This is a genomic window from Halorubrum sp. FL23, assembly GCF_052439115.2.
In the GTDB taxonomy this organism is placed as follows: domain Archaea; phylum Halobacteriota; class Halobacteria; order Halobacteriales; family Haloferacaceae; genus Halorubrum; species Halorubrum persicum.
Window position 1 is genome coordinate 1 of sequence record NZ_JBQVRO020000025.1, and the last position, 16,237, is coordinate 16,237.

Annotated in this window: 19 protein-coding genes; 18 read left to right on the forward strand and 1 reads right to left on the reverse strand. The window is 71.5% G+C overall.

What is annotated here, in order from left to right:
* The first annotated feature begins 93 nt into the window (after window positions 1-93).
* The 15 genes from ACT4MF_RS17485 to ACT4MF_RS17555 all read left to right on the forward strand — a co-directional run bounded on the left by ACT4MF_RS17485 (window position 94) and on the right by ACT4MF_RS17555 (window position 11,571).
* The gene (locus ACT4MF_RS17485) at window positions 94-672 is read left to right on the forward strand and encodes a cysteine hydrolase family protein (protein ID WP_444683572.1); all 579 of its coding nucleotides are present in this window, start codon (window positions 94-96) and stop codon (window positions 670-672) included.
* A gap of 88 nt (window positions 673-760) precedes the next feature.
* The gene (locus ACT4MF_RS17490) at window positions 761-1,330 is read left to right on the forward strand and encodes a preprotein translocase subunit SecD family protein (RefSeq protein WP_444683573.1); all 570 of its coding nucleotides are present in this window, start codon (window positions 761-763) and stop codon (window positions 1,328-1,330) included.
* 120 nt (window positions 1,331-1,450) lie between these two features.
* On the forward strand, window positions 1,451-1,618 hold the full coding sequence (locus ACT4MF_RS17495; protein WP_444683590.1) for an HVO_2523 family zinc finger protein: 168 nt from the start codon (window positions 1,451-1,453) through the stop codon (window positions 1,616-1,618).
* A gap of 151 nt (window positions 1,619-1,769) precedes the next feature.
* The gene (locus ACT4MF_RS17500) at window positions 1,770-2,735 is read left to right on the forward strand and encodes a phytoene/squalene synthase family protein (RefSeq protein ID WP_444683574.1); all 966 of its coding nucleotides are present in this window, start codon (window positions 1,770-1,772) and stop codon (window positions 2,733-2,735) included.
* 12 nt (window positions 2,736-2,747) lie between these two features.
* Window positions 2,748-2,957 carry a hypothetical protein gene (locus ACT4MF_RS17505; RefSeq protein ID WP_444683575.1) on the forward strand — a complete coding sequence of 70 codons (210 nt, stop codon included), beginning with the start codon at window positions 2,748-2,750 and terminating at the stop codon, window positions 2,955-2,957.
* A 63-nt stretch (window positions 2,958-3,020) separates the two neighbouring features.
* Window positions 3,021-4,298, forward strand: a complete 1,278-nt coding sequence (hisD, locus tag ACT4MF_RS17510) for a histidinol dehydrogenase (protein ID WP_099253878.1) — start codon at window positions 3,021-3,023, stop codon at window positions 4,296-4,298.
* Between the two features lie 108 nt (window positions 4,299-4,406).
* Window positions 4,407-5,561: a mechanosensitive ion channel family protein gene (locus ACT4MF_RS17515; protein ID WP_099253877.1), complete on the forward strand. Its 1,155-nt coding sequence runs from the start codon at window positions 4,407-4,409 to the stop codon at window positions 5,559-5,561.
* 198 nt (window positions 5,562-5,759) lie between these two features.
* Window positions 5,760-6,125 (forward strand): HesB/IscA family protein, encoded by a 366-nt coding sequence (locus tag ACT4MF_RS17520; protein ID WP_099253876.1) that lies wholly within the window; start codon window positions 5,760-5,762, stop codon window positions 6,123-6,125.
* Window positions 6,126-6,214: 89 nt separating this feature from the next.
* A complete protein-coding gene (locus tag ACT4MF_RS17525) occupies window positions 6,215-6,460 on the forward strand; it encodes a DUF5816 domain-containing protein (protein WP_099253875.1) in 246 nt (81 codons plus the stop codon).
* A gap of 114 nt (window positions 6,461-6,574) precedes the next feature.
* The gene (locus ACT4MF_RS17530) at window positions 6,575-6,913 is read left to right on the forward strand and encodes a DUF7116 family protein (RefSeq protein ID WP_444683576.1); all 339 of its coding nucleotides are present in this window, start codon (window positions 6,575-6,577) and stop codon (window positions 6,911-6,913) included.
* A gap of 76 nt (window positions 6,914-6,989) precedes the next feature.
* Entirely contained in the window at window positions 6,990-7,190 is a 201-nt protein-coding gene (locus ACT4MF_RS17535; protein WP_099253873.1) for a dodecin, read from the forward strand.
* Between the two features lie 133 nt (window positions 7,191-7,323).
* Window positions 7,324-8,628 (forward strand): alanyl-tRNA editing protein, encoded by a 1,305-nt coding sequence (locus tag ACT4MF_RS17540; RefSeq protein WP_444683577.1) that lies wholly within the window; start codon window positions 7,324-7,326, stop codon window positions 8,626-8,628.
* Window positions 8,625-9,638, forward strand: coding sequence for an AIR synthase family protein (locus ACT4MF_RS17545; RefSeq protein WP_444683591.1), 1,014 nt, complete (start codon window positions 8,625-8,627; stop codon window positions 9,636-9,638). The genes ACT4MF_RS17540 and ACT4MF_RS17545 overlap by 4 nt, the downstream gene beginning before the upstream one ends.
* A gap of 77 nt (window positions 9,639-9,715) precedes the next feature.
* On the forward strand, window positions 9,716-10,903 hold the full coding sequence (locus ACT4MF_RS17550) for an acyl-CoA dehydrogenase family protein (protein WP_444683578.1): 1,188 nt from the start codon (window positions 9,716-9,718) through the stop codon (window positions 10,901-10,903).
* A complete protein-coding gene (locus ACT4MF_RS17555) occupies window positions 10,900-11,571 on the forward strand; it encodes an HAD family hydrolase (RefSeq protein WP_099253869.1) in 672 nt (223 codons plus the stop codon). Before ACT4MF_RS17550 ends, ACT4MF_RS17555 begins: the two co-directional genes overlap by 4 nt.
* Window positions 11,572-11,609: 38 nt before the next feature.
* On the opposite strand, the gene ACT4MF_RS17560 is transcribed toward ACT4MF_RS17555, so the two are convergent.
* Window positions 11,610-12,074 (reverse strand): DUF5822 domain-containing protein, encoded by a 465-nt coding sequence (locus ACT4MF_RS17560; RefSeq protein WP_444683579.1) that lies wholly within the window; start codon window positions 12,072-12,074, stop codon window positions 11,610-11,612.
* 124 nt (window positions 12,075-12,198) lie between these two features.
* Here ACT4MF_RS17560 and panB point away from each other — a divergent pair, with 124 nt between their 5' ends.
* The 3 genes from panB (at window position 12,199) to ACT4MF_RS17575 (ending at window position 16,210) form a co-directional block, all read left to right on the forward strand.
* A complete protein-coding gene (gene panB / locus ACT4MF_RS17565; protein ID WP_099253868.1) occupies window positions 12,199-13,005 on the forward strand; it encodes a 3-methyl-2-oxobutanoate hydroxymethyltransferase in 807 nt (268 codons plus the stop codon).
* A 72-nt stretch (window positions 13,006-13,077) separates the two neighbouring features.
* Window positions 13,078-15,132 carry a DUF460 domain-containing protein gene (locus tag ACT4MF_RS17570; protein WP_444683580.1) on the forward strand — a complete coding sequence of 685 codons (2,055 nt, stop codon included), beginning with the start codon at window positions 13,078-13,080 and terminating at the stop codon, window positions 15,130-15,132.
* A gap of 91 nt (window positions 15,133-15,223) precedes the next feature.
* Entirely contained in the window at window positions 15,224-16,210 is a 987-nt protein-coding gene (locus tag ACT4MF_RS17575) for a tyrosine--tRNA ligase (RefSeq protein WP_444683581.1), read from the forward strand.
* The last annotated feature ends 27 nt before the right edge of the window (window positions 16,211-16,237 follow it).

Sequence of the window (16,237 nt, forward strand, 5' to 3'; positions counted from 1 at the left end):
CGCGCTCGAGACAGCTCAAAATTGGCTCGAAGCCCTCGCCGTCTACCACAATTCACGCCAAACTTAACGCGACCGGACGTTCAACGCCCGGACATGCCGTACGATCCGACCGAGACCGCGGTGATCGTCGTCGACATGCAGAACGGGTTCTGTCACCCGGACGGGAGCCTCTACGCCGAGCCGAGCGAGGCGGCCGTCGAGCCGGTGACGGCCCTCGTCGACCGCGCCCGCGAGGCCGGCGCGAGCGTCGTGTACACCCGAGACGTGCACCCGCCCGAGCAGTTCGACGACACCCACTACTACGACGAGTTCGACCGGTGGGGCGAACACGTCGTCGAGGGGTCGTGGGACGCCGAGCTCCTCGCTGACCTCGACGTGCGCGGCGAGGATCACGTCGTCGAGAAGCACACGTACGACGCCTTCTACCGGACGGATCTGGACGGGTACCTCGACGCGCACGGGATCCGCGACCTGCTGATCTGCGGGACGCTCGCGAACGTCTGCGTGCTCCACACCGCCGGCAGCGCCGGGCTCCGCGACTATCGCCCCGTCGTCGTCGAGGACGCGCTCGGCTACATCACCGAGGACCACCGCGAGTACGCGGTCGATCACGCCGACTGGCTGTTCGGCGAGACGGCGACCCGCGACTCGGTCGCGTTCGGGCCGCGGTGAGCACAGGGCGCGGAGCGAACGCCGCCCCCGTTATCAGCCGTGTGAATCGGCGTGTAACCCTTTTTACCGCCGGCGGAGACCGTCGCGTATGGAACTCACTCGACGCGGCATGCTCGGCGGGGCCGGGGCGGCGCTCGCGGTCGGCGCCGTCGGCTTCGCCGGCGCCGCCTCGGTGTCGGACGGCGACGCGGTCGCGGACGGAGCCGACCCCGGCGGTGACGCGGTCGGCACGGGCACGGACGGAACGGGCAGCGACGACGAGAACGGCGAGTCCGGGTCCGTCCCGGTCGATCCCGAGGCCCCGTTCGAGGCGCGACTGCTCCACGAGGGCGACGGCGAGCGGAGGCTCTTCGACGCGGGCGACCTCGACCGCGTGCAGGGCGTGGTCGCCAACGGCGGCGAACACCTCGTGTACGTCTCGCTCGGGGACGCCGGGATCGACGCGGTACAGTCGGGGCTGGCCGACGCCGGCGCGACGGACGATCCGGAAGGGTTCGTCGTGTCGATGACCCTCGACGGGACCGAGGTCAGGCGGGTCGCGCTGGACGAGGCGACGGTGTCGGAACTGACGGACGAGGAGTGGGGCGGCGTGTTGACGCTCCCGTTCGGCGAGCCGTCAGTCGCGGAGTCGGTGTACGGCTCGCTGGCGGACGCCTGATCCGCGTGCATACCCCCGGCCCGCATGTCTCCGTCGAGGACAGCGGTTATGGCGGCCGCGTCCGTTCGACACGGTATGAGCGACGCCGAGGGAGACGTGGCCGGCCCCGAAGCGGGAGACGTGGCCGGCCCCGAAGCGGAGGAGGCAACCGGCGCCGAGGGGGAGACGGCCGCCGACCGCGGGGGCCGGCCCTGTCCCCGCTGCGAGACGCCGATGTACCACCGTCACTGCAAGTACGTCTGCCCGGCGCACGGGGTCGTCTACGACTGCTCGGACACCTTCTACTGAGGCCGGTCGGTACCGCCGGTTATCGCAGGCTGCGGAGCCCCGACCGGACAGCGATCCGGCTTGTGCGAACTGTTATGTTCTTGCAGTCCGACTCGTATGTTATGATCGGCGACCCGCTCTCGACCCTCTCTGCCGACTGTCAGAGGTCAGCATGGTAGAGAAAACGCAGGTTGCCCAGGGGAAGCGGATCCAGCGCCGAACCGGGAAGACGTTCCACGTCGCGACGCGGCTGCTCCCGGAGCGGATCCGGCACCCGACCTACGTGTTGTACGGCTTCTTCCGGATCGCCGACGAAGTCGTCGACGCCGAGGAGACCGCGCCGCCGGACGAACAGCGGGCGGAGCTCGACCGGCTCCGCCGGGCCGCGCTGGGCGAAACGGAGACGGACGACCCGGTGTTGGAGGCGTTCGCCGCGGTGTGCGACGAACACGGCATCCCGGACGGGGACGTGCACGCGTTCGTCGACGCGATGGCGAGCGACATCGACACCGACCGGTACGAGACGTACGACCAGCTGGAGACGTACATGGACGGCTCCGCGGCCGCCGTCGGTCGGATGATGACGGCGATCATGGAGCTCGACGAGGAGGCCGAGGCGAGGGCGCTCCCCCACGCGACGAAGCTCGGCGAGGCGTTCCAGATGACGAACTTCATCCGGGACGTGCGCGAGGACGTGGTCGAGCGCGACCGGGTGTACCTCCCGCTGGAGACGCTCCGCCGGCACGGCGTGAGCGAGGAGCAGATCCTGAACCTCGAGTTCGACGACAACGTGTCGGCCGCGATCCGCGAGGAGCTCGCCCGGACCGAGCGCCTCTACGAGGAGGGCGTCGCGGGGATCAAGTACCTCCCCGAGGACTGCCAGCTGGCGGTGTTGCTCGCGGCGGTGCTGTACGCGGACCACCACCGGCTGATCCGGGATCTGGGGTACGACACGGTGTCGACGACGCCGGATCTGTCGTTCACTCGCAAGATCTCCCTGCTCGTCCGGACCCGCTGGAAGTGGCAGTGGAACAAGGACCCCGAGGCGGTGTTCTACGAGATGTGCGGCGGCTTCGATTCCACCCACGAACACCGCGAACACGGGCCGCACGGACCGGGGATCCCCCAGTCCGACTGACTCGGAGATACCGTGAACAGATCTCGGTTCGTCGGCCTCGCGCTCGCCGCGTTCGGGCTCGTCTTCCTGTCGTTCGTCGTCCGGGGGACGACCCGCCTCCTCGCCCCCTACGAGGTCGCCGTGGCGCTGTCGGCGCCGATCCTCTTCGCCGCCGCCGCGCTGCTGGTCGGGCTGGTCGCGCTCGCGGCGCTGGACGTGACCGGGATCCGACCGCTCGAGTGAGAACGGCCCGACCGTCGGAGTGAGAGTCGGAACGCCCTTTTGACCCCGGCTCCCAGTGCGGGTATGGACGTACGAACCGTCGCCGACCTCTCGCCGGCCGAGCGCCGCGCCTTCTTCGAGCGCGACGCCGGCGTCGACGCGGTCCGCGACGACGTGAGCGAGATCGTCGGTCGGGTGCGCGAGGAGGGGGACGTGGCGCTGCGGGAGTTCTCCGAGGAGTTCGACGGCGTGACCGTCGGCAACATCGACGTGACGGACGACGCCGAGCGCGCGCACGCCGAGCTCGACGACGCGAACGACCCGGTGCTCGACGCGGTCCGCGAGGCGGCCGCCAACATCCGCGCGTTCCACGAGCGACAGCGCCCCGAGGACTGGCGCGAGACGTTCGGCGACCGCGAGCTCGGGCGCCGGTTCCGCCCGCTCGACCGCGCGGGGGTGTACGTGCCCGGCGGCGCGGCGGCGTACCCCTCCAGCGCGCTGATGGGCGTGATCCCGGCGACCGTGGCCGGCGTCGAACACGTCTCGGTCGCGACCCCGCCGGCGGAGGATCTGAACCCGGTCACGCTCGCGGCGATCCACGAGGCCGGCGCCGACGCGGTGTACCAGGTCGGGGGGGCGCAGGCGATCGCCGCGCTCGCGTACGGCACGGAGACCGTGACGAACGCGCAGAAGGTGGTCGGCCCGGGCAACAAGTGGGTCACCGCCGCGAAGGCGGTCGTGCAGGGCGACGTGGGGATCGACTTCCTCGCCGGCCCGAGCGAGGTGCTCGTGCTCGCCGACGGCACCGCCGATCCCGCCCTCGTCGCGGCCGATCTCGTCGCGCAGGCGGAACACGACCCGAACGCCTCGGTGGTCGCGGTCACCGACGACGCCGCCCTCGCCGAGGCGGTGGCCGAGGCGGTCGACGAGCAGGCCGCGGGCCGCGAGCGCGAGGAGACGATCCGGGCCGCCCTCGACAACGACGCCTCCGGCGTCCTCCGCGCCCGGTCGATGCCCGAGGCGGTGCTGTTCGCCGAGGAATACGCGGCCGAGCACCTCTCGATCGTCGCCGACGACGACGAGGCGCTGCTCTCCCGGATCTCGAACGCGGGCTCGGTGTTCCTCGGGCCGTACTCGCCGGTCGCCGCCGGCGACTACGCGACCGGGACGAACCACGTGCTGCCGACGAACGGCGGCGCGAAGCGCTACGGCGGCCTCTCCGTCGACACCTTCCTCCGGTCGTCGACGGTCCAGCGGCTCGACCGCGACGGGCTCGACGGCCTCGCCGACACAGTCACGACGCTCGCGGAGGCCGAGGGGTTGGAGGCGCACGCCGAGAGCGTCCGGAAGCGGTTCGAGTAGCCGGAAGCGTCGCCGCAGGCCAAGAGCGCCACCCGCGAGCCGAGAGCGTCGGCCGCGAGCCGTCGACAGCGCAGAAACGGTTATCTCCCGTAGCGGCGTCTCGAAGGCATGATCCCGTCGCTACCCGCGTTGTTCGATGGAGTCTCCGCGGTCGAGGCGACGGTCGCGGTCATCGTGGTCTCCGTCGTCGCCGCGCTGGGGATGGAGTTCGTCGTCCTGCGACTCGCCCGGCGGTTCGTCTCGACCACCGACTCCGCGTACGACGACATCGTCATCTCCTCGCTGCGCGCCCCGCTCGTCGTCACCGCGGCGCTCGTCGGCGTCTTCGTGCTCACGCAGGTGCCGGCGGTGCGGGAGTCGGTGCTCTTAGACCCGCAGCTGCTCGACGACATCTTCGGCCGGCCGTCGCTCTCGGTCATCGTCCTCGTGTGGGCGTACGCGGCCAACGCCGTCGTGAACCGGCTCGTCGCCGCGGTCAACGAGGAGGGGAACCGGTTCGACTTCGCGCCCGTCTTCTCGAACGTCTGGACGCTCGCGGTGCTCGTCGGGAGCGTCGGCACCCTGCTGTGGCTGTGGGGTATCGAGATCACGCCGCTGCTCGGCGCAGCGGGGGTCGCCGGGATCGCGGTCGGGTTCGCCGCGAAGGACACCGTCGCGAACTTCTTCGGCGGCATCGCGCTGTACTTCGACGACACCTACAAGATCGGCGACTACATCGTCCTCGACGACGGCACCGCCGGGACGGTGAGCAAGGTGGGCGTGCGATCGACGACGCTGCTCACCCGCGACGAGGTGCTGGTGACGGTCCCCAACGCCGCGCTCAACGCCGCGAAGGTGACCAACGAGTCCGCGCCGCAGAGCCGCCGCCGCGTCCGGGTCCCGATCGGCGTCGCCTACGGGACCGACATCGACGCGTTCGAGGCACTCGCGATCGAGGTCGTGCAGTCGGAGTCGCTGGTCCTCGACTCACCGAAGCCGCGGGCGCGGCTCCGGTCGTTCGGAGACTCGGCGCTGCAGTACGAGCTGCTCTGTTGGGTGAGGGGGCCGACGCGCCGACGGCGCGCCCAACACGAGCTCAACAGCGCGCTGTACAAGGCGCTGGCCGCGGCCGACATCGAGATCCCGTACCCGAAGCGCGACGTGACGGTCGCCGCCGCGGCCGACGGCCACGCTCCCGGCGTCGCGGACGGACGACCGGACGTTGCCTCGTCCGTCCCCGAGGGGACGACCGAAGCGACGCGCGACGGCGACCGGGGACGGTAAGCGGGTTGCCGGCTATCGCGGGGGCACCGCCCGACCCCCCTCAGGACCGGTCGGCGAAGACGACCGCGTCGCAGTCGGCGCAGGCGCGGACGGCGCGCTCGGGGTCGCCGCCGCATTCACTCGCCACCGAGTCAAAGCCGTGTCGCCCGTGCCGCCGGCGCCGGCAGGGTTTTTATCGTTCGGACAGAACGTGTTCGCATGAGCACCGAAACGGTCGACGCGGGAAACGACCCGGCGATCGAAGTGACCCCGGACGCCGCAGAGGAGGCGCTCTCGCTCCTCGAGGGCGAGGGACTCGACACGGAGGAGGCGGGGCTCCGGCTGTTCGTCCAGCAGGGCGGCTGCGCGGGCCTCTCGTACGGGATGCGGTTCGACACGGAGCCGGAAGACGACGACCTCGTGGTCGAACACCACGGACTGCGGGTGTTCGTCGACCCCGCGAGCCGGAACTACATCGGCGGGAGCAAGCTCGACTACGAGCACGGCCTGCAGGCCGCGGGCTTCGAGGTCGAGAACCCGAACGTCGTCTCCGAGTGCGGCTGCGGCGAGTCGTTCCGGACGTAGCGGGCCGTTGGCGGGGCCGACGGGGAGCCCGCCGAGACGCTCCGCGGTCGAGTCATCCTTTTAAACGGTTCCGACCGATACGGACGGGTATGAGTCTCGACGCGTCGACGACGGGCGACGGCGAACGGGTGTACACCGACCGGACGCGGGTCGAACGGGGCGCCGAGGGCCCGTTCTACGTCGTGTTTGCGGACCCCGACGGCTCCTCGCGGTGGGGGTACCGCTGCGGCAACTGCGGGTCGTTCGACACCGCGATGGACACCATGGGGCGGATCCAGTGTACGGAGTGCGGAAACCTGCGGAAACCGGACGAGTGGGACGCCGCCCACGAGTGAGAGAGGGCGACGAGCCGGGCGAACGCGGCGAGCCGGGACGAGCGCATCGGGCCGATCGCAGACGGCCCGAATCGTGAGAAAGTTTATCACGGAAGCCGGCCAACGTCGGAGTAGATGGCCACTGCGAGCATCCCACCGACGACGGAGGCCAGAGACGTTTTTCGCGAACTCGGGTACACCGTCTCCGAGGGCGGACAGGAGTTCGTCGCGGAGCGGAAATGGCGGCGCGTGCTCGTGACCGTGTTATGCATGGAGAACGACGATCTGGACCCGTATCTGGCCGACGGCGGCGAGACACCGCGGCTCCGCTGTTTCGTCACGTGGCGCGATCGGGCCGGCGACCTCCGAGACCGACTCGTCTCCGCAAAGCCCCCCTACGACTGGGCGGTGATCGGCATCGAGGCCGGCGGCGAGGACTTCGCGGTGATGGAGGGCGCACCCGGGAGCCCCTGACCGCGACGACGGAGTCGCGCGTCGTCGGGGAGTTCCACCTGCTTTTATATCACCGTGCGTGCAACTAGCACGCGACATGGTGTTTAAAAAGATCACACTGATCGGGACGAGCGAGGAGAGCTTCGACGACGCCGCCGACGACGCGATCGACCGCGCGGAGGACACCCTCGAAAACGTCTACTGGGTGGAAGTCGAGGAGTTCGGCGTCGAGCTGAAGGGCGAAGCCGATCGCGAGTACCAGGCGGAGGTCGAGGTCGCGTTCGAGCTCGAGGGCTGAGATCGGTTCGCGCCTCGGCGAGCGCCGTCCAATTTTTCGCAGCCCCCCACCCATCGGAGCGCCGTCCACGCGCCGCGTGTAACCGATCAGCGATGCGCCCACCTATTTATCCGACCGCCACGACGGACCGCCAATGACCGCGTCACGCGCGCCGGGGAACCCCGACGTTCGGGAGTTCGAGGCGACGGTGGAATCGGTCGACGGCCGAGAGATCGTCCTCGACGAGACGTACTTCTACGCCGAGTCGGGCGGCCAGCCGGCGGATCGGGGAACGATCGACGGGACCCTCGTCGAACACGTGGACGAGCGCGACGGCCGAGTCGTCCACACTCTCGACGGCGACGCCGAGAGCCTCCCCGAAGCCGGCGAGACGGTCACCGCGATCGTCGACGACGCGTTCCGGACCTACTGCACCCGCGCGCACACCGCCTCGCACGTGCTCTACGGCGCGGCGCGCCGGACCTGTGAGGAGCTCGGCTACGCCGGCTTCGACATCTCCGAGACGAAGGTGCGCGTCGACCTGACGACCGCGGAACCGCTCGACGACGCGGACCTCGTCGAGTTGGAGCGGCTCGCCAACCGCGCCGTCTGGGACTCGTTGCCGGTGTCGTGGGAGACGCTCCCCGAGGACGAGGCCCGCGCGCTCGACGGGATCGCGTTCAACACCAAGACGGAGGAGGGCGCGATGAGCGGGAGCGAGGCGGTCCGCGTCGTGACGATCGGCGAGCGCGGCGGGGAGCGTGACGGGGAGCGCGGAGAAGGCGGCGGGACGGGCGCACCGACCTGGGACGTTGCCGCCTGCGGCGGGACCCACGTCGGAAACACGAGCGAGATCGGCCCGATCTCCGTCCTCGACCGGTCGAACCCCGGCGAGGGCGTGACCCGCGTGGAGTTCGCGGTGGGGCCGACCGCGATCGACCACGAGGCCGCGGTCCACGCGGCGGCGCTCGACGCCGCGACCGCCCTCGACGCGCGGATCGGGGACCTCCCGGACGCGGTCGACCGGCTCCGCGAGCGGGCCGACCGGCTCGAGGCCGACCTCCGGGCCGCCACGACCGAGCTGCTCGCCGCGCGTCTGCGGGAGCTCCCGACGACCGAGGCCGACGCCGACGCCGCGACGTGGGCGGTCGGGACGGTCGACGACGGGGATCCGAACGACCTGCGCGAGCCGGCACAGCGCGTCCTCGCCGCGGAGGGATCGCCCGACGCCATCGCCGCGGTCGGTACGGGGGAGGCGCCGTTCGTGGTCGCCGCCGTCGCCGAAGAGGCGATCGGAGGCGGAGAGGGCGGTGACGGCGACGCCCCCGACGCCGGGGCGGTCGTGGACGCCGTCACCGACGCGTTCGGCGGCGGGGGCGGCGGCGGCCCGACGTTCGCGCAGGGCGGCGGGCTCGACGCCGACCCGGAGGCCGTCGTCGCGTGGCTCCGCGACCGATGACCGGGAAGCTCGGTCCCGACGCGCTCGCGGAGGTGCTCGCGGCCACCGGCGCCGGCGACGCCGCGGTCGACGCGGGGCCGGCCTACGGCGAGGACGCGGCCGCGATCGACCTCGACGGCGCGGAGTCGACGCTGGTCGTCGCCGCGGACCCGCTGTCGCTGGCGGCGGACGCCGTCGGGGAGCTGGCGGTCCACGTCGCCTGCAACGACGTGGCCGCGAGCGGCGCGGACCCGCGGTGGCTCACCCACACGCTCTTCCTCCCCGACGACGACCCGGCCCGGCGGCGGACCGTCACGGAGCAGGTGGACGCGACCGCCCGCGGTCTGGGCGTCGCGATCGTCGGCGGTCACACCGAGGTGCTGCCGTCGCTGGAGCGCCCGCTCTGCTCGATGACCGCGCTCGGCACCACGGACCGGTTCGTGTCGAGCGGCGGGGCCGAGCCGGGGGACCGGCTCCTGCTCACGAAGGGCGCCGGGATCGAGGCGACGGCGATCCTCGCGACCGACTTCCGCGAGGAGTGCGCCGAGGCGGGCGTGTCGGCCGCGACCCTCGACGCGGCCGCCGAGTTCCTCGACGAGGTGAGCGTCGTCCCCGACGCGGCCGCCGTGCGCGACGCCGCGAGCGCCATGCACGACCCGACGGAGGGGGGCCTGCTGACCGCCCTCGTCGAGACCGCGAGCGCGAGCGGGACCATTCTGTCCGTGGAGCGCGAGCGGGTCCCGATTCGACCCGAAACGGAGGCCTGCTGCGACGCGCTCGGCGTCGACCCGCTGGCGACGTTCGGCTCCGGCGCGCTGCTGGCCGCGGTGCCGCCGGAGCGCGTCGACGAGGCGACCGACGCGCTGGCGGCCGCCGGGATCGACGCCGGCGAGATCGGAGAGGTGCGGGCGGCAGCGGCCGGCGAGGACGGTTCCGATGCCGACGACGACGACGACGCTGGCGCCGTCCTCCTCGACGACGATCGGATCGACGAGGCGCCGCGCGACGAGCTGTACCCGCTGTGGGAGTAGCGGGCGGCCCGCGGTGGCCGCGCGAATGATCCCACCCGATCGCTCACCTTTTTCAGTGTGAGATCGAATCGAACGGTATGACTGGCGCACGCGTCGGCTCGTCGCTCACCGACGAACAGGAGGCGATCCGCGACCTCGTCCGCGAGTTCGCGGCCGAGGAGGTCCGGCCCGGGGCCGGCGAGGCCGACGAGGCCGAGTCGTTCCCGGAGGACGTGTGGGACGGGCTCGCCGAGCTCGGCCTGACGGGGCTGACGGTGCCCGAGGCGTACGGCGGCTTCGGCGCCGACGAGACGACCTACGCGATCGTCAACGAGGAGCTGGCGCACGGCCACCTCGCGGTCGCGACCGCGCTCTCCGTCCACTGCCTCGCGACCTCCTGTATCGCCGAGTTCGGCAGCGAGGCCCAGCGGGAGCGCTGGCTCCCGGAGATGGCGGCCGAGGGGCGCCCGGTCGGGATGTTCTGTCTCTCCGAGCCGCACGCGGGGTCGAACCCGGCGGAGATGTCGACGACCGCCGAGTACGACCCCGAAACTGACGAGTACGTCTTGAACGGCGAGAAGCAGTGGATCACGAACGGGGAGCGGGGCGGGGTCGCGATCGTCTTCGCGAAGGCCGTCGCCCCGGACGAGGGAGCGACGACGGACGCGGACGACGGCGGGTCGATCACCCAGTTCCTCGTCCCGGCAGACACCGACGGGTTCGCGGTCGGGAAGAAGGAGGAGAAGCTCGGGCTCCGCGCGTCGGACACGACCGCGATCTCCTTCGACGACTGCCGGGTGCCGGCCGCAAACCGGCTCACCGAGGAGGGGAAGGGGCTCTCGGCCGCCTTCCGGACGCTCACCGGCGGCCGGATCGGCATCGCGTCGCAGGCGGTGGGGGTCGCGCAGGCGGCCTTCGACGAGGCGAAGGCGTACGCCGCGGAGCGCGAGCAGTTCGGCGGACCGATCAGCGACATCCAGACGATCCGGCACACGTTCGCGGAGATGGCGACCGACATCTCGGCGGCCCGCCTGCTCGTCCGGGAGGCGTGCCGGCAGGCGGAGGCCGGCGAGGACAACCGCGTCGCGGCCTCGAAAGCGAAGTACCGGGCCAGCGAGACCGCGATGTCGGTGACCAACGAGGCCGTCCAGATCCACGGCGGATACGGCTACACCACCGAGTTCGACGTGGAGCGGTTCTACCGCGACGCGAAGATAACGGAGATCTACGAGGGGACGACGGAGATCCAGAAGACGATCATCGCTCGGGGGGTGTTGGGCGAGTGACGGGCGACGGTGGGCGAGCGAACGGGGGGGACGAGAGCGGCGGAGACGCCCCGAAAAGCGCGGCCGGCGGCGTCCCGAGCGTCGACCGGCCGATCGACCTCGACGCGTACGACGCGGTCGTCTACGACCTCGACGGGACCCTCGTCGAACTCGCGGTCGACTGGGGCGCGGTCGCGGAGTCCGTCCTCGAGGTGTACGCCGGGCACGCGAGGATCCCCCCGACCGACGAGCTGTGGGGCCTGCTCGAAGCCGCCGGGGAGTACGGGATCCGCGATCCCGTCGAAGCGGCCATCGCGGAGCACGAGCGGTCGGGCGCGCGCAGTTCGATGCTGCTCCCGCTCGGAAGACGGCTGACCGAGGGGGCCGAACGGAGTGACGGCGGCCGGAACGTACCCCCCGCCGGCGTCTGTTCGCTCAACTGTGAGGCGGCCTGCCGAGTCGCCGTAGAGGCCCACGGGCTCGGCGAGGCGCTGGACCCCCACGCGATCGTCGGACGCGACACGGTCGACACCCACAAGCCGGAGCCGGAGTCGGTGCTCGCGGCGGTCGACCGGCTCGGCGCCGAACCGGCGCGCGCGCTGTTCGTCGGCGACTCGCGGCGCGACGCCGTGGCCGCGGAGCGCGCCGGCGTCCCGTTCGCGTGGGCGGAGGACCTGATCGATCAGTGAACCCTCACAGGTAATCGGACAGCGCCTCGGGGAGCACGTCAGGCGGAGCCGTCGCCAGAGGTCGGCTCGCCCGCCGTCTCACCGCCTCCGGGAGACCCCTCCTCGGCAGCGTCGGCGTCACCGGCTTCGCCGCCGGCGGGGGTGTCGGCGTCGTCGGCGTTACCGGCGCTATCGGCGTCATCCTCGCTATCAGCGTTATCGTCGCCATCGTCGCCGTCGGTGGCATGGCCGTCGACAGCGTGGCCGTCGTCCGATTCCGCGACGCCACCGTCCCCCGCGTCGGTGCGCCGCGCGTAGACCGCGACGGCGACGGCGGTGACGAACCAGATGGGGGCGCCGACCCGGACGGCGAACGCCGCGCGGGCCCCCCACGAGTCGAGGGTGACGAACGCGGAGAGGACCGCGACGATCGGGGCGCCCACGAGGATGGTGACGACGAACGTCGTCTGCATCACCCAGCCGTAGTCGACGCCCTCGTACTCGGCCCGCTCGACAGGTTGCACGACGAATTGTCCGTGGCGGACGTGCAAATCGGTGACGGTCCGCGGGAGCGGGGAGGGCGGCCCGGAAGTGTCCGATGTTCCGGATTCCGGCGACTTTAACGGGTTGCACGGGCGTGTTCGAGATATGACCACGACGCGGGGACTCCGGGAGGGCGACGAGCCGATCACGATGCTGACCGCCTACGACGCCCCGACGGCGGCGGTCGTCGACGAGGCCGGGATCGACGTGATCCTCGTGGGCGACAGCATGGGCAACGCCGCCCTCGGCTACGACTCCACGCTCCCCGTGACGCTCGACGAGGTCGCGAGCCGGACCGCCGCGGTCGCCCGGGCGACCGAGGACGCGCTCGTCGTCGCCGACATGCCGTTCCTCTCCTTCGGCGTCGACGAGGCGGAGTCGGTTCGCAACGCGGGGCGCCTCCTGAAGGAGGCGAACGCCGACGCGGTGAAGATCGAGAGCGGCCCCCACACCGTCGAGATGACCCGGCGGATGGCCGACGTCGGGATCCCCGTGATGGCGCACCTCGGGCTGACGCCCCAGCACGTCAACCGGCTCGGCGGCTACACGCGACAGGGAACCGATCAGGACGCCGCCGAGGAGATCGTCGACCTCGCGGGGGCACACGCCGAGGCCGGCGCGTTCGCGCTCGTGTTAGAGCACGTCCCCGCGAACCTCGCGGCGGCGGTGACCGAGGCGCTGGAGATCCCGACGATCGGGATCGGCGCCGGGGCGGACTGCGACGGGCAGGTCCTCGTGATCAACGACGTGGCGGGGCTCGGCGAGTGGTCGCCGCCCTTCGCGGAGCGGTTCGGCGACGTGCGGAGCGAGATGCTCGACGCGGTCGCGGCGTACCGCGACGCGGTGACGGCCGGCGAGTTCCCGTCAGAAGAGCACTCGCACGTCGAGTCCGAGCTCGACGACATGTACTGAGCGACCGCGCCGTACCCCACAACCACCGTCCCTGGCGTGGGGTATATAGGCGTCAGCGACCTACGTGACTACGTGACAACCCGGACCATCCGCGCCCGCGACCGGCCGGTGTTCGGCGTCGACGTGCACAGCGGCGACGTTCGCGGCGACGACCCCTCCTACGCCCTCGTCATCCTGGATCCCGTCGACGACGACGACCCGGACGCGCCCGACGCCGACGGCCCGATGGCGCGGGTGACCCGGGACGTGGTGTCGTTCCGAAAGCTCTGCCGGCTGATCGACGACCGCGAACCCCTGTACGTCGCCACCGACAACGCCTACGAGCTGGCGGCGGACAAGGGGGAGCTCGTGGGGTTCCTCCAGTCGCTCCCCGACGGCACGCGGCTGGTGCAGGTGACCGGCGCCGAGCGCCCGGAGCCGCTGTCGCGGGTCGCCTCCAGACACGGGATCCCGTACGGGAAAGAGCCGATGAAGGAGGCGGAGGCGTCGGCCCGGCTCGCGGCCGCCAACGTCGGCCACGAGGTGACCGCCTTCACCGACGAGACGACGGTGAAAGTGTCTCGCGGGCGATCGACCGGAAAGGGCGGGTGGAGTCAGGACCGCTACACCCGGCGGATCCACGGGAACGTCCGGAAGCGGACCCGGCAGGTCCAGTCGAAGCTCAAGGAGGCGAACCTCGAGTTCGAGCGCGACGTGACCGAGAAGTACGGCGGGTACGCGAACGCGACGTTCACGGTCGAGGCGCGTCCCGAGGACATCCCCGTCTCGAACTCGCGGGCCGGCGACGTGCGCGTCGAGGTCGAGCGCGAGCGGCGAGACGGGATCGAGTACGAGCCGCTCGTGCAGCGGCGCGACCGGGTGATCGTCGGGATCGACCCGGGGACGACCACCGCGGCCGCCGTGGTCGGGCTCGACGGCACCGTCCACGCGCTGTACTCCTCGCGGACCGCGGACACGGCGGACGTGACCGAGTGGATCATCGAGCAGGGGCGACCGATCATCGTGGCCGCCGACGTGGAGCCGATGCCGGAGACCGTCGAGAAGTTCCGGCGCTCCTTCGACGCCGCGGGATGGCGGCCGACCACGGACCTCCCCGTGGACGAGAAGCTCCATCGGACCCGCGAGGCGGGCTACGACAACGACCACGAGCGCGACGCGCTGGCGGCGGCGCTGTACGCCTACGACGACCACGAGGACCAGTTCGAGCGCATCGCCGCGAAGACCCCGCCCCGGCTCGATCGGGAGGCGGTGATCGCGGGGGTCGTCGCGGGCGACGCCTCCGTGGAGTCCGTCGTCGCGGAGCTAAGCGAGGACGATGGGAACGGCGACGGAGCGGGCGAGGACGGCGCCGACGACACCGACCCCACCGCGCCGGAGCGCACCGAGGAGGAGGAGACGATCCGCCGGCTCCGCGAGCGCGTCGACCGGCTGGAGTCGCACGCCGAGTCGCTGGAGGGCGACCTCGCCGATCGCGACGAGCGGATCGCCGAGCTGGAGGGTGAGCTCGAAGAGGCGAAACGCGAGGAGCGCATCGAGGCGCGGACCCGGCGCGCGGTGTCGCGGCTCGAACGCGAGACGGACCGGCTGGAGCGCGAGCGCGACGAGGCGCGCGAGCGGGTCGCGGACCTCGAGGGGAAGGTGGAGACGCTCAAGGAGCTGTGGCGGCTCGACCACTCGAACTTCGACGACGTGGCCGACGACCGGGGGCTCGTGAGCGTGAAGGTGGTCGAGCAGTTCACGCTCGACGCCTTAGAGACCGCCGACGACGAGTACGGGCTCGTCGCCGGCGACGTGGTGTACCTCCGCGACGCCTCCGGTGCCGGGCGGCGCACCGCGGAGCGGCTGGCGGAGACGGACCCGCGGGCGGTCGTCCGCGGCGAAGGGAACATCTCTGAGGTGGCCGATCAGGTGTTGTTCGACCACGACGTACCGGTCCTCCCGGCCGACGCGGTCCCGGTCCGCGAGGTCGACGAGCTGGCGGTCGCGAGCGAGGAGGCCGTGGCGGCCGCCGTCGACGACTGGGAGCGTCGGGCCGAACGGCGACGGAAGACGGAGAAACAGGAGCACCTCGACCGGATCATCTCGGAGCACCGGGCGGGGCGGACGCTGCCCGAGACCGAGGAGTAGGAGGGGGGGTCGAGGCGCCGCTTTCCGACTCCGCACCACCCGTCAACACGCATCCAGAAGTCATATGACCGACAACCGCGCAGTCGGGGGTATGGACGCTTACGAGCGGATCACCCGGAACGCGGCCGAGGTGGTCACCGAGGAGGAGATCGAGGCGCTGGCCGACGACCCCGACGGGAAGCGGGCGTACGTCGGCTACGAGCCCTCGGGAGTCCTCCACATCGGGCACATGCTCACCGCGAACAAGCTCATCGACCTCCAGGAGGCCGGGTTCGAGGTGACGGTGCTGCTCGCCGACGTGCACGCCTACCTCAACGACAAGGGCTCGTTCGAGGAGATCCGCCACACCGCCGAGCGCATGCGCGATCAGTTCATCGCCTACGGGCTCGACGAGTCGAACACGCAGTTCGTGCTCGGCTCCGACTTCCAGCTCGACGACGACTACACGCTCGACCTCCACGCGCTGGAGCTGGAGACGACCCTCGCCCGCGCCGAACGCGCGATGGCCGAGATCAAGTCCGGCGATTCGGTGAAGGTGTCGCAGGCGGTGTACCCCCTGATGCAGGCGCTCGACATCCCGTACCTGGGCGTCGACCTGGCGGTCGGCGGGATGGAGCAGCGCAAGGTCCACATGCTCGCGCGCGACGTGCTGCCGAGCATCGACCGCGAGCCGCCGACGAGCCTCCACACCCCGCTCATCGCCGATCTGGGCACCGGCCGCGGGAAGATGTCCTCGAGCGAGGGCGTCACCATCTCGATGGAGGACTCCCGCGACGACATCGAGTCGAAGGTGAACGACGCGTACTGCCCGCCGACGGCCGACCCCGACCCGACCGACGACGGCGAGGCGCGGGAGAACCCCGTCCTGCAGGTGTTCGAGTACCACGTGTTCCCGCGGTTCGACGCGATCGTCGTCGAGCGCCCCGAGGAATACGGCGGCAACCTGGAGTACGAGCGCTACGACGCGTTGGAGGCGGAGCTGGAGTCGGGCGAGCTCCACCCGGCCGACGCGAAGGGCGCGCTCGCCGAGTACCTCGACCGGCTGATCGCGCCGGGGCGCGAGCAGCTCGCGGAGTAGGCGGAGTCACCGCGGCCGACCCGAGTC

Coding starts and splice junctions, on each gene's coding strand:
- ACT4MF_RS17530 (WP_444683576.1), top strand. CDS start 6,575: ATGGCCACTGCGAGCATCCCACCGACGACGGAGGCCAGAGACGTTTTT.
- ACT4MF_RS17575 (WP_444683581.1), top strand. CDS start 15,224: ATGGACGCTTACGAGCGGATCACCCGGAACGCGGCCGAGGTGGTCACC.
- ACT4MF_RS17490 (WP_444683573.1), top strand. CDS start 761: ATGGAACTCACTCGACGCGGCATGCTCGGCGGGGCCGGGGCGGCGCTC.
- ACT4MF_RS17500 (WP_444683574.1), top strand. CDS start 1,770: ATGGTAGAGAAAACGCAGGTTGCCCAGGGGAAGCGGATCCAGCGCCGA.
- ACT4MF_RS17515 (WP_099253877.1), top strand. CDS start 4,407: ATGATCCCGTCGCTACCCGCGTTGTTCGATGGAGTCTCCGCGGTCGAG.
- ACT4MF_RS17550 (WP_444683578.1), top strand. CDS start 9,716: ATGACTGGCGCACGCGTCGGCTCGTCGCTCACCGACGAACAGGAGGCG.
- ACT4MF_RS17485 (WP_444683572.1), top strand. CDS start 94: ATGCCGTACGATCCGACCGAGACCGCGGTGATCGTCGTCGACATGCAG.
- ACT4MF_RS17540 (WP_444683577.1), top strand. CDS start 7,324: ATGACCGCGTCACGCGCGCCGGGGAACCCCGACGTTCGGGAGTTCGAG.
- panB (WP_099253868.1), top strand. CDS start 12,199: ATGACCACGACGCGGGGACTCCGGGAGGGCGACGAGCCGATCACGATG.
- ACT4MF_RS17545 (WP_444683591.1), top strand. CDS start 8,625: ATGACCGGGAAGCTCGGTCCCGACGCGCTCGCGGAGGTGCTCGCGGCC.
- hisD (WP_099253878.1), top strand. CDS start 3,021: ATGGACGTACGAACCGTCGCCGACCTCTCGCCGGCCGAGCGCCGCGCC.
- ACT4MF_RS17525 (WP_099253875.1), top strand. CDS start 6,215: ATGAGTCTCGACGCGTCGACGACGGGCGACGGCGAACGGGTGTACACC.
- ACT4MF_RS17535 (WP_099253873.1), top strand. CDS start 6,990: ATGGTGTTTAAAAAGATCACACTGATCGGGACGAGCGAGGAGAGCTTC.
- ACT4MF_RS17520 (WP_099253876.1), top strand. CDS start 5,760: ATGAGCACCGAAACGGTCGACGCGGGAAACGACCCGGCGATCGAAGTG.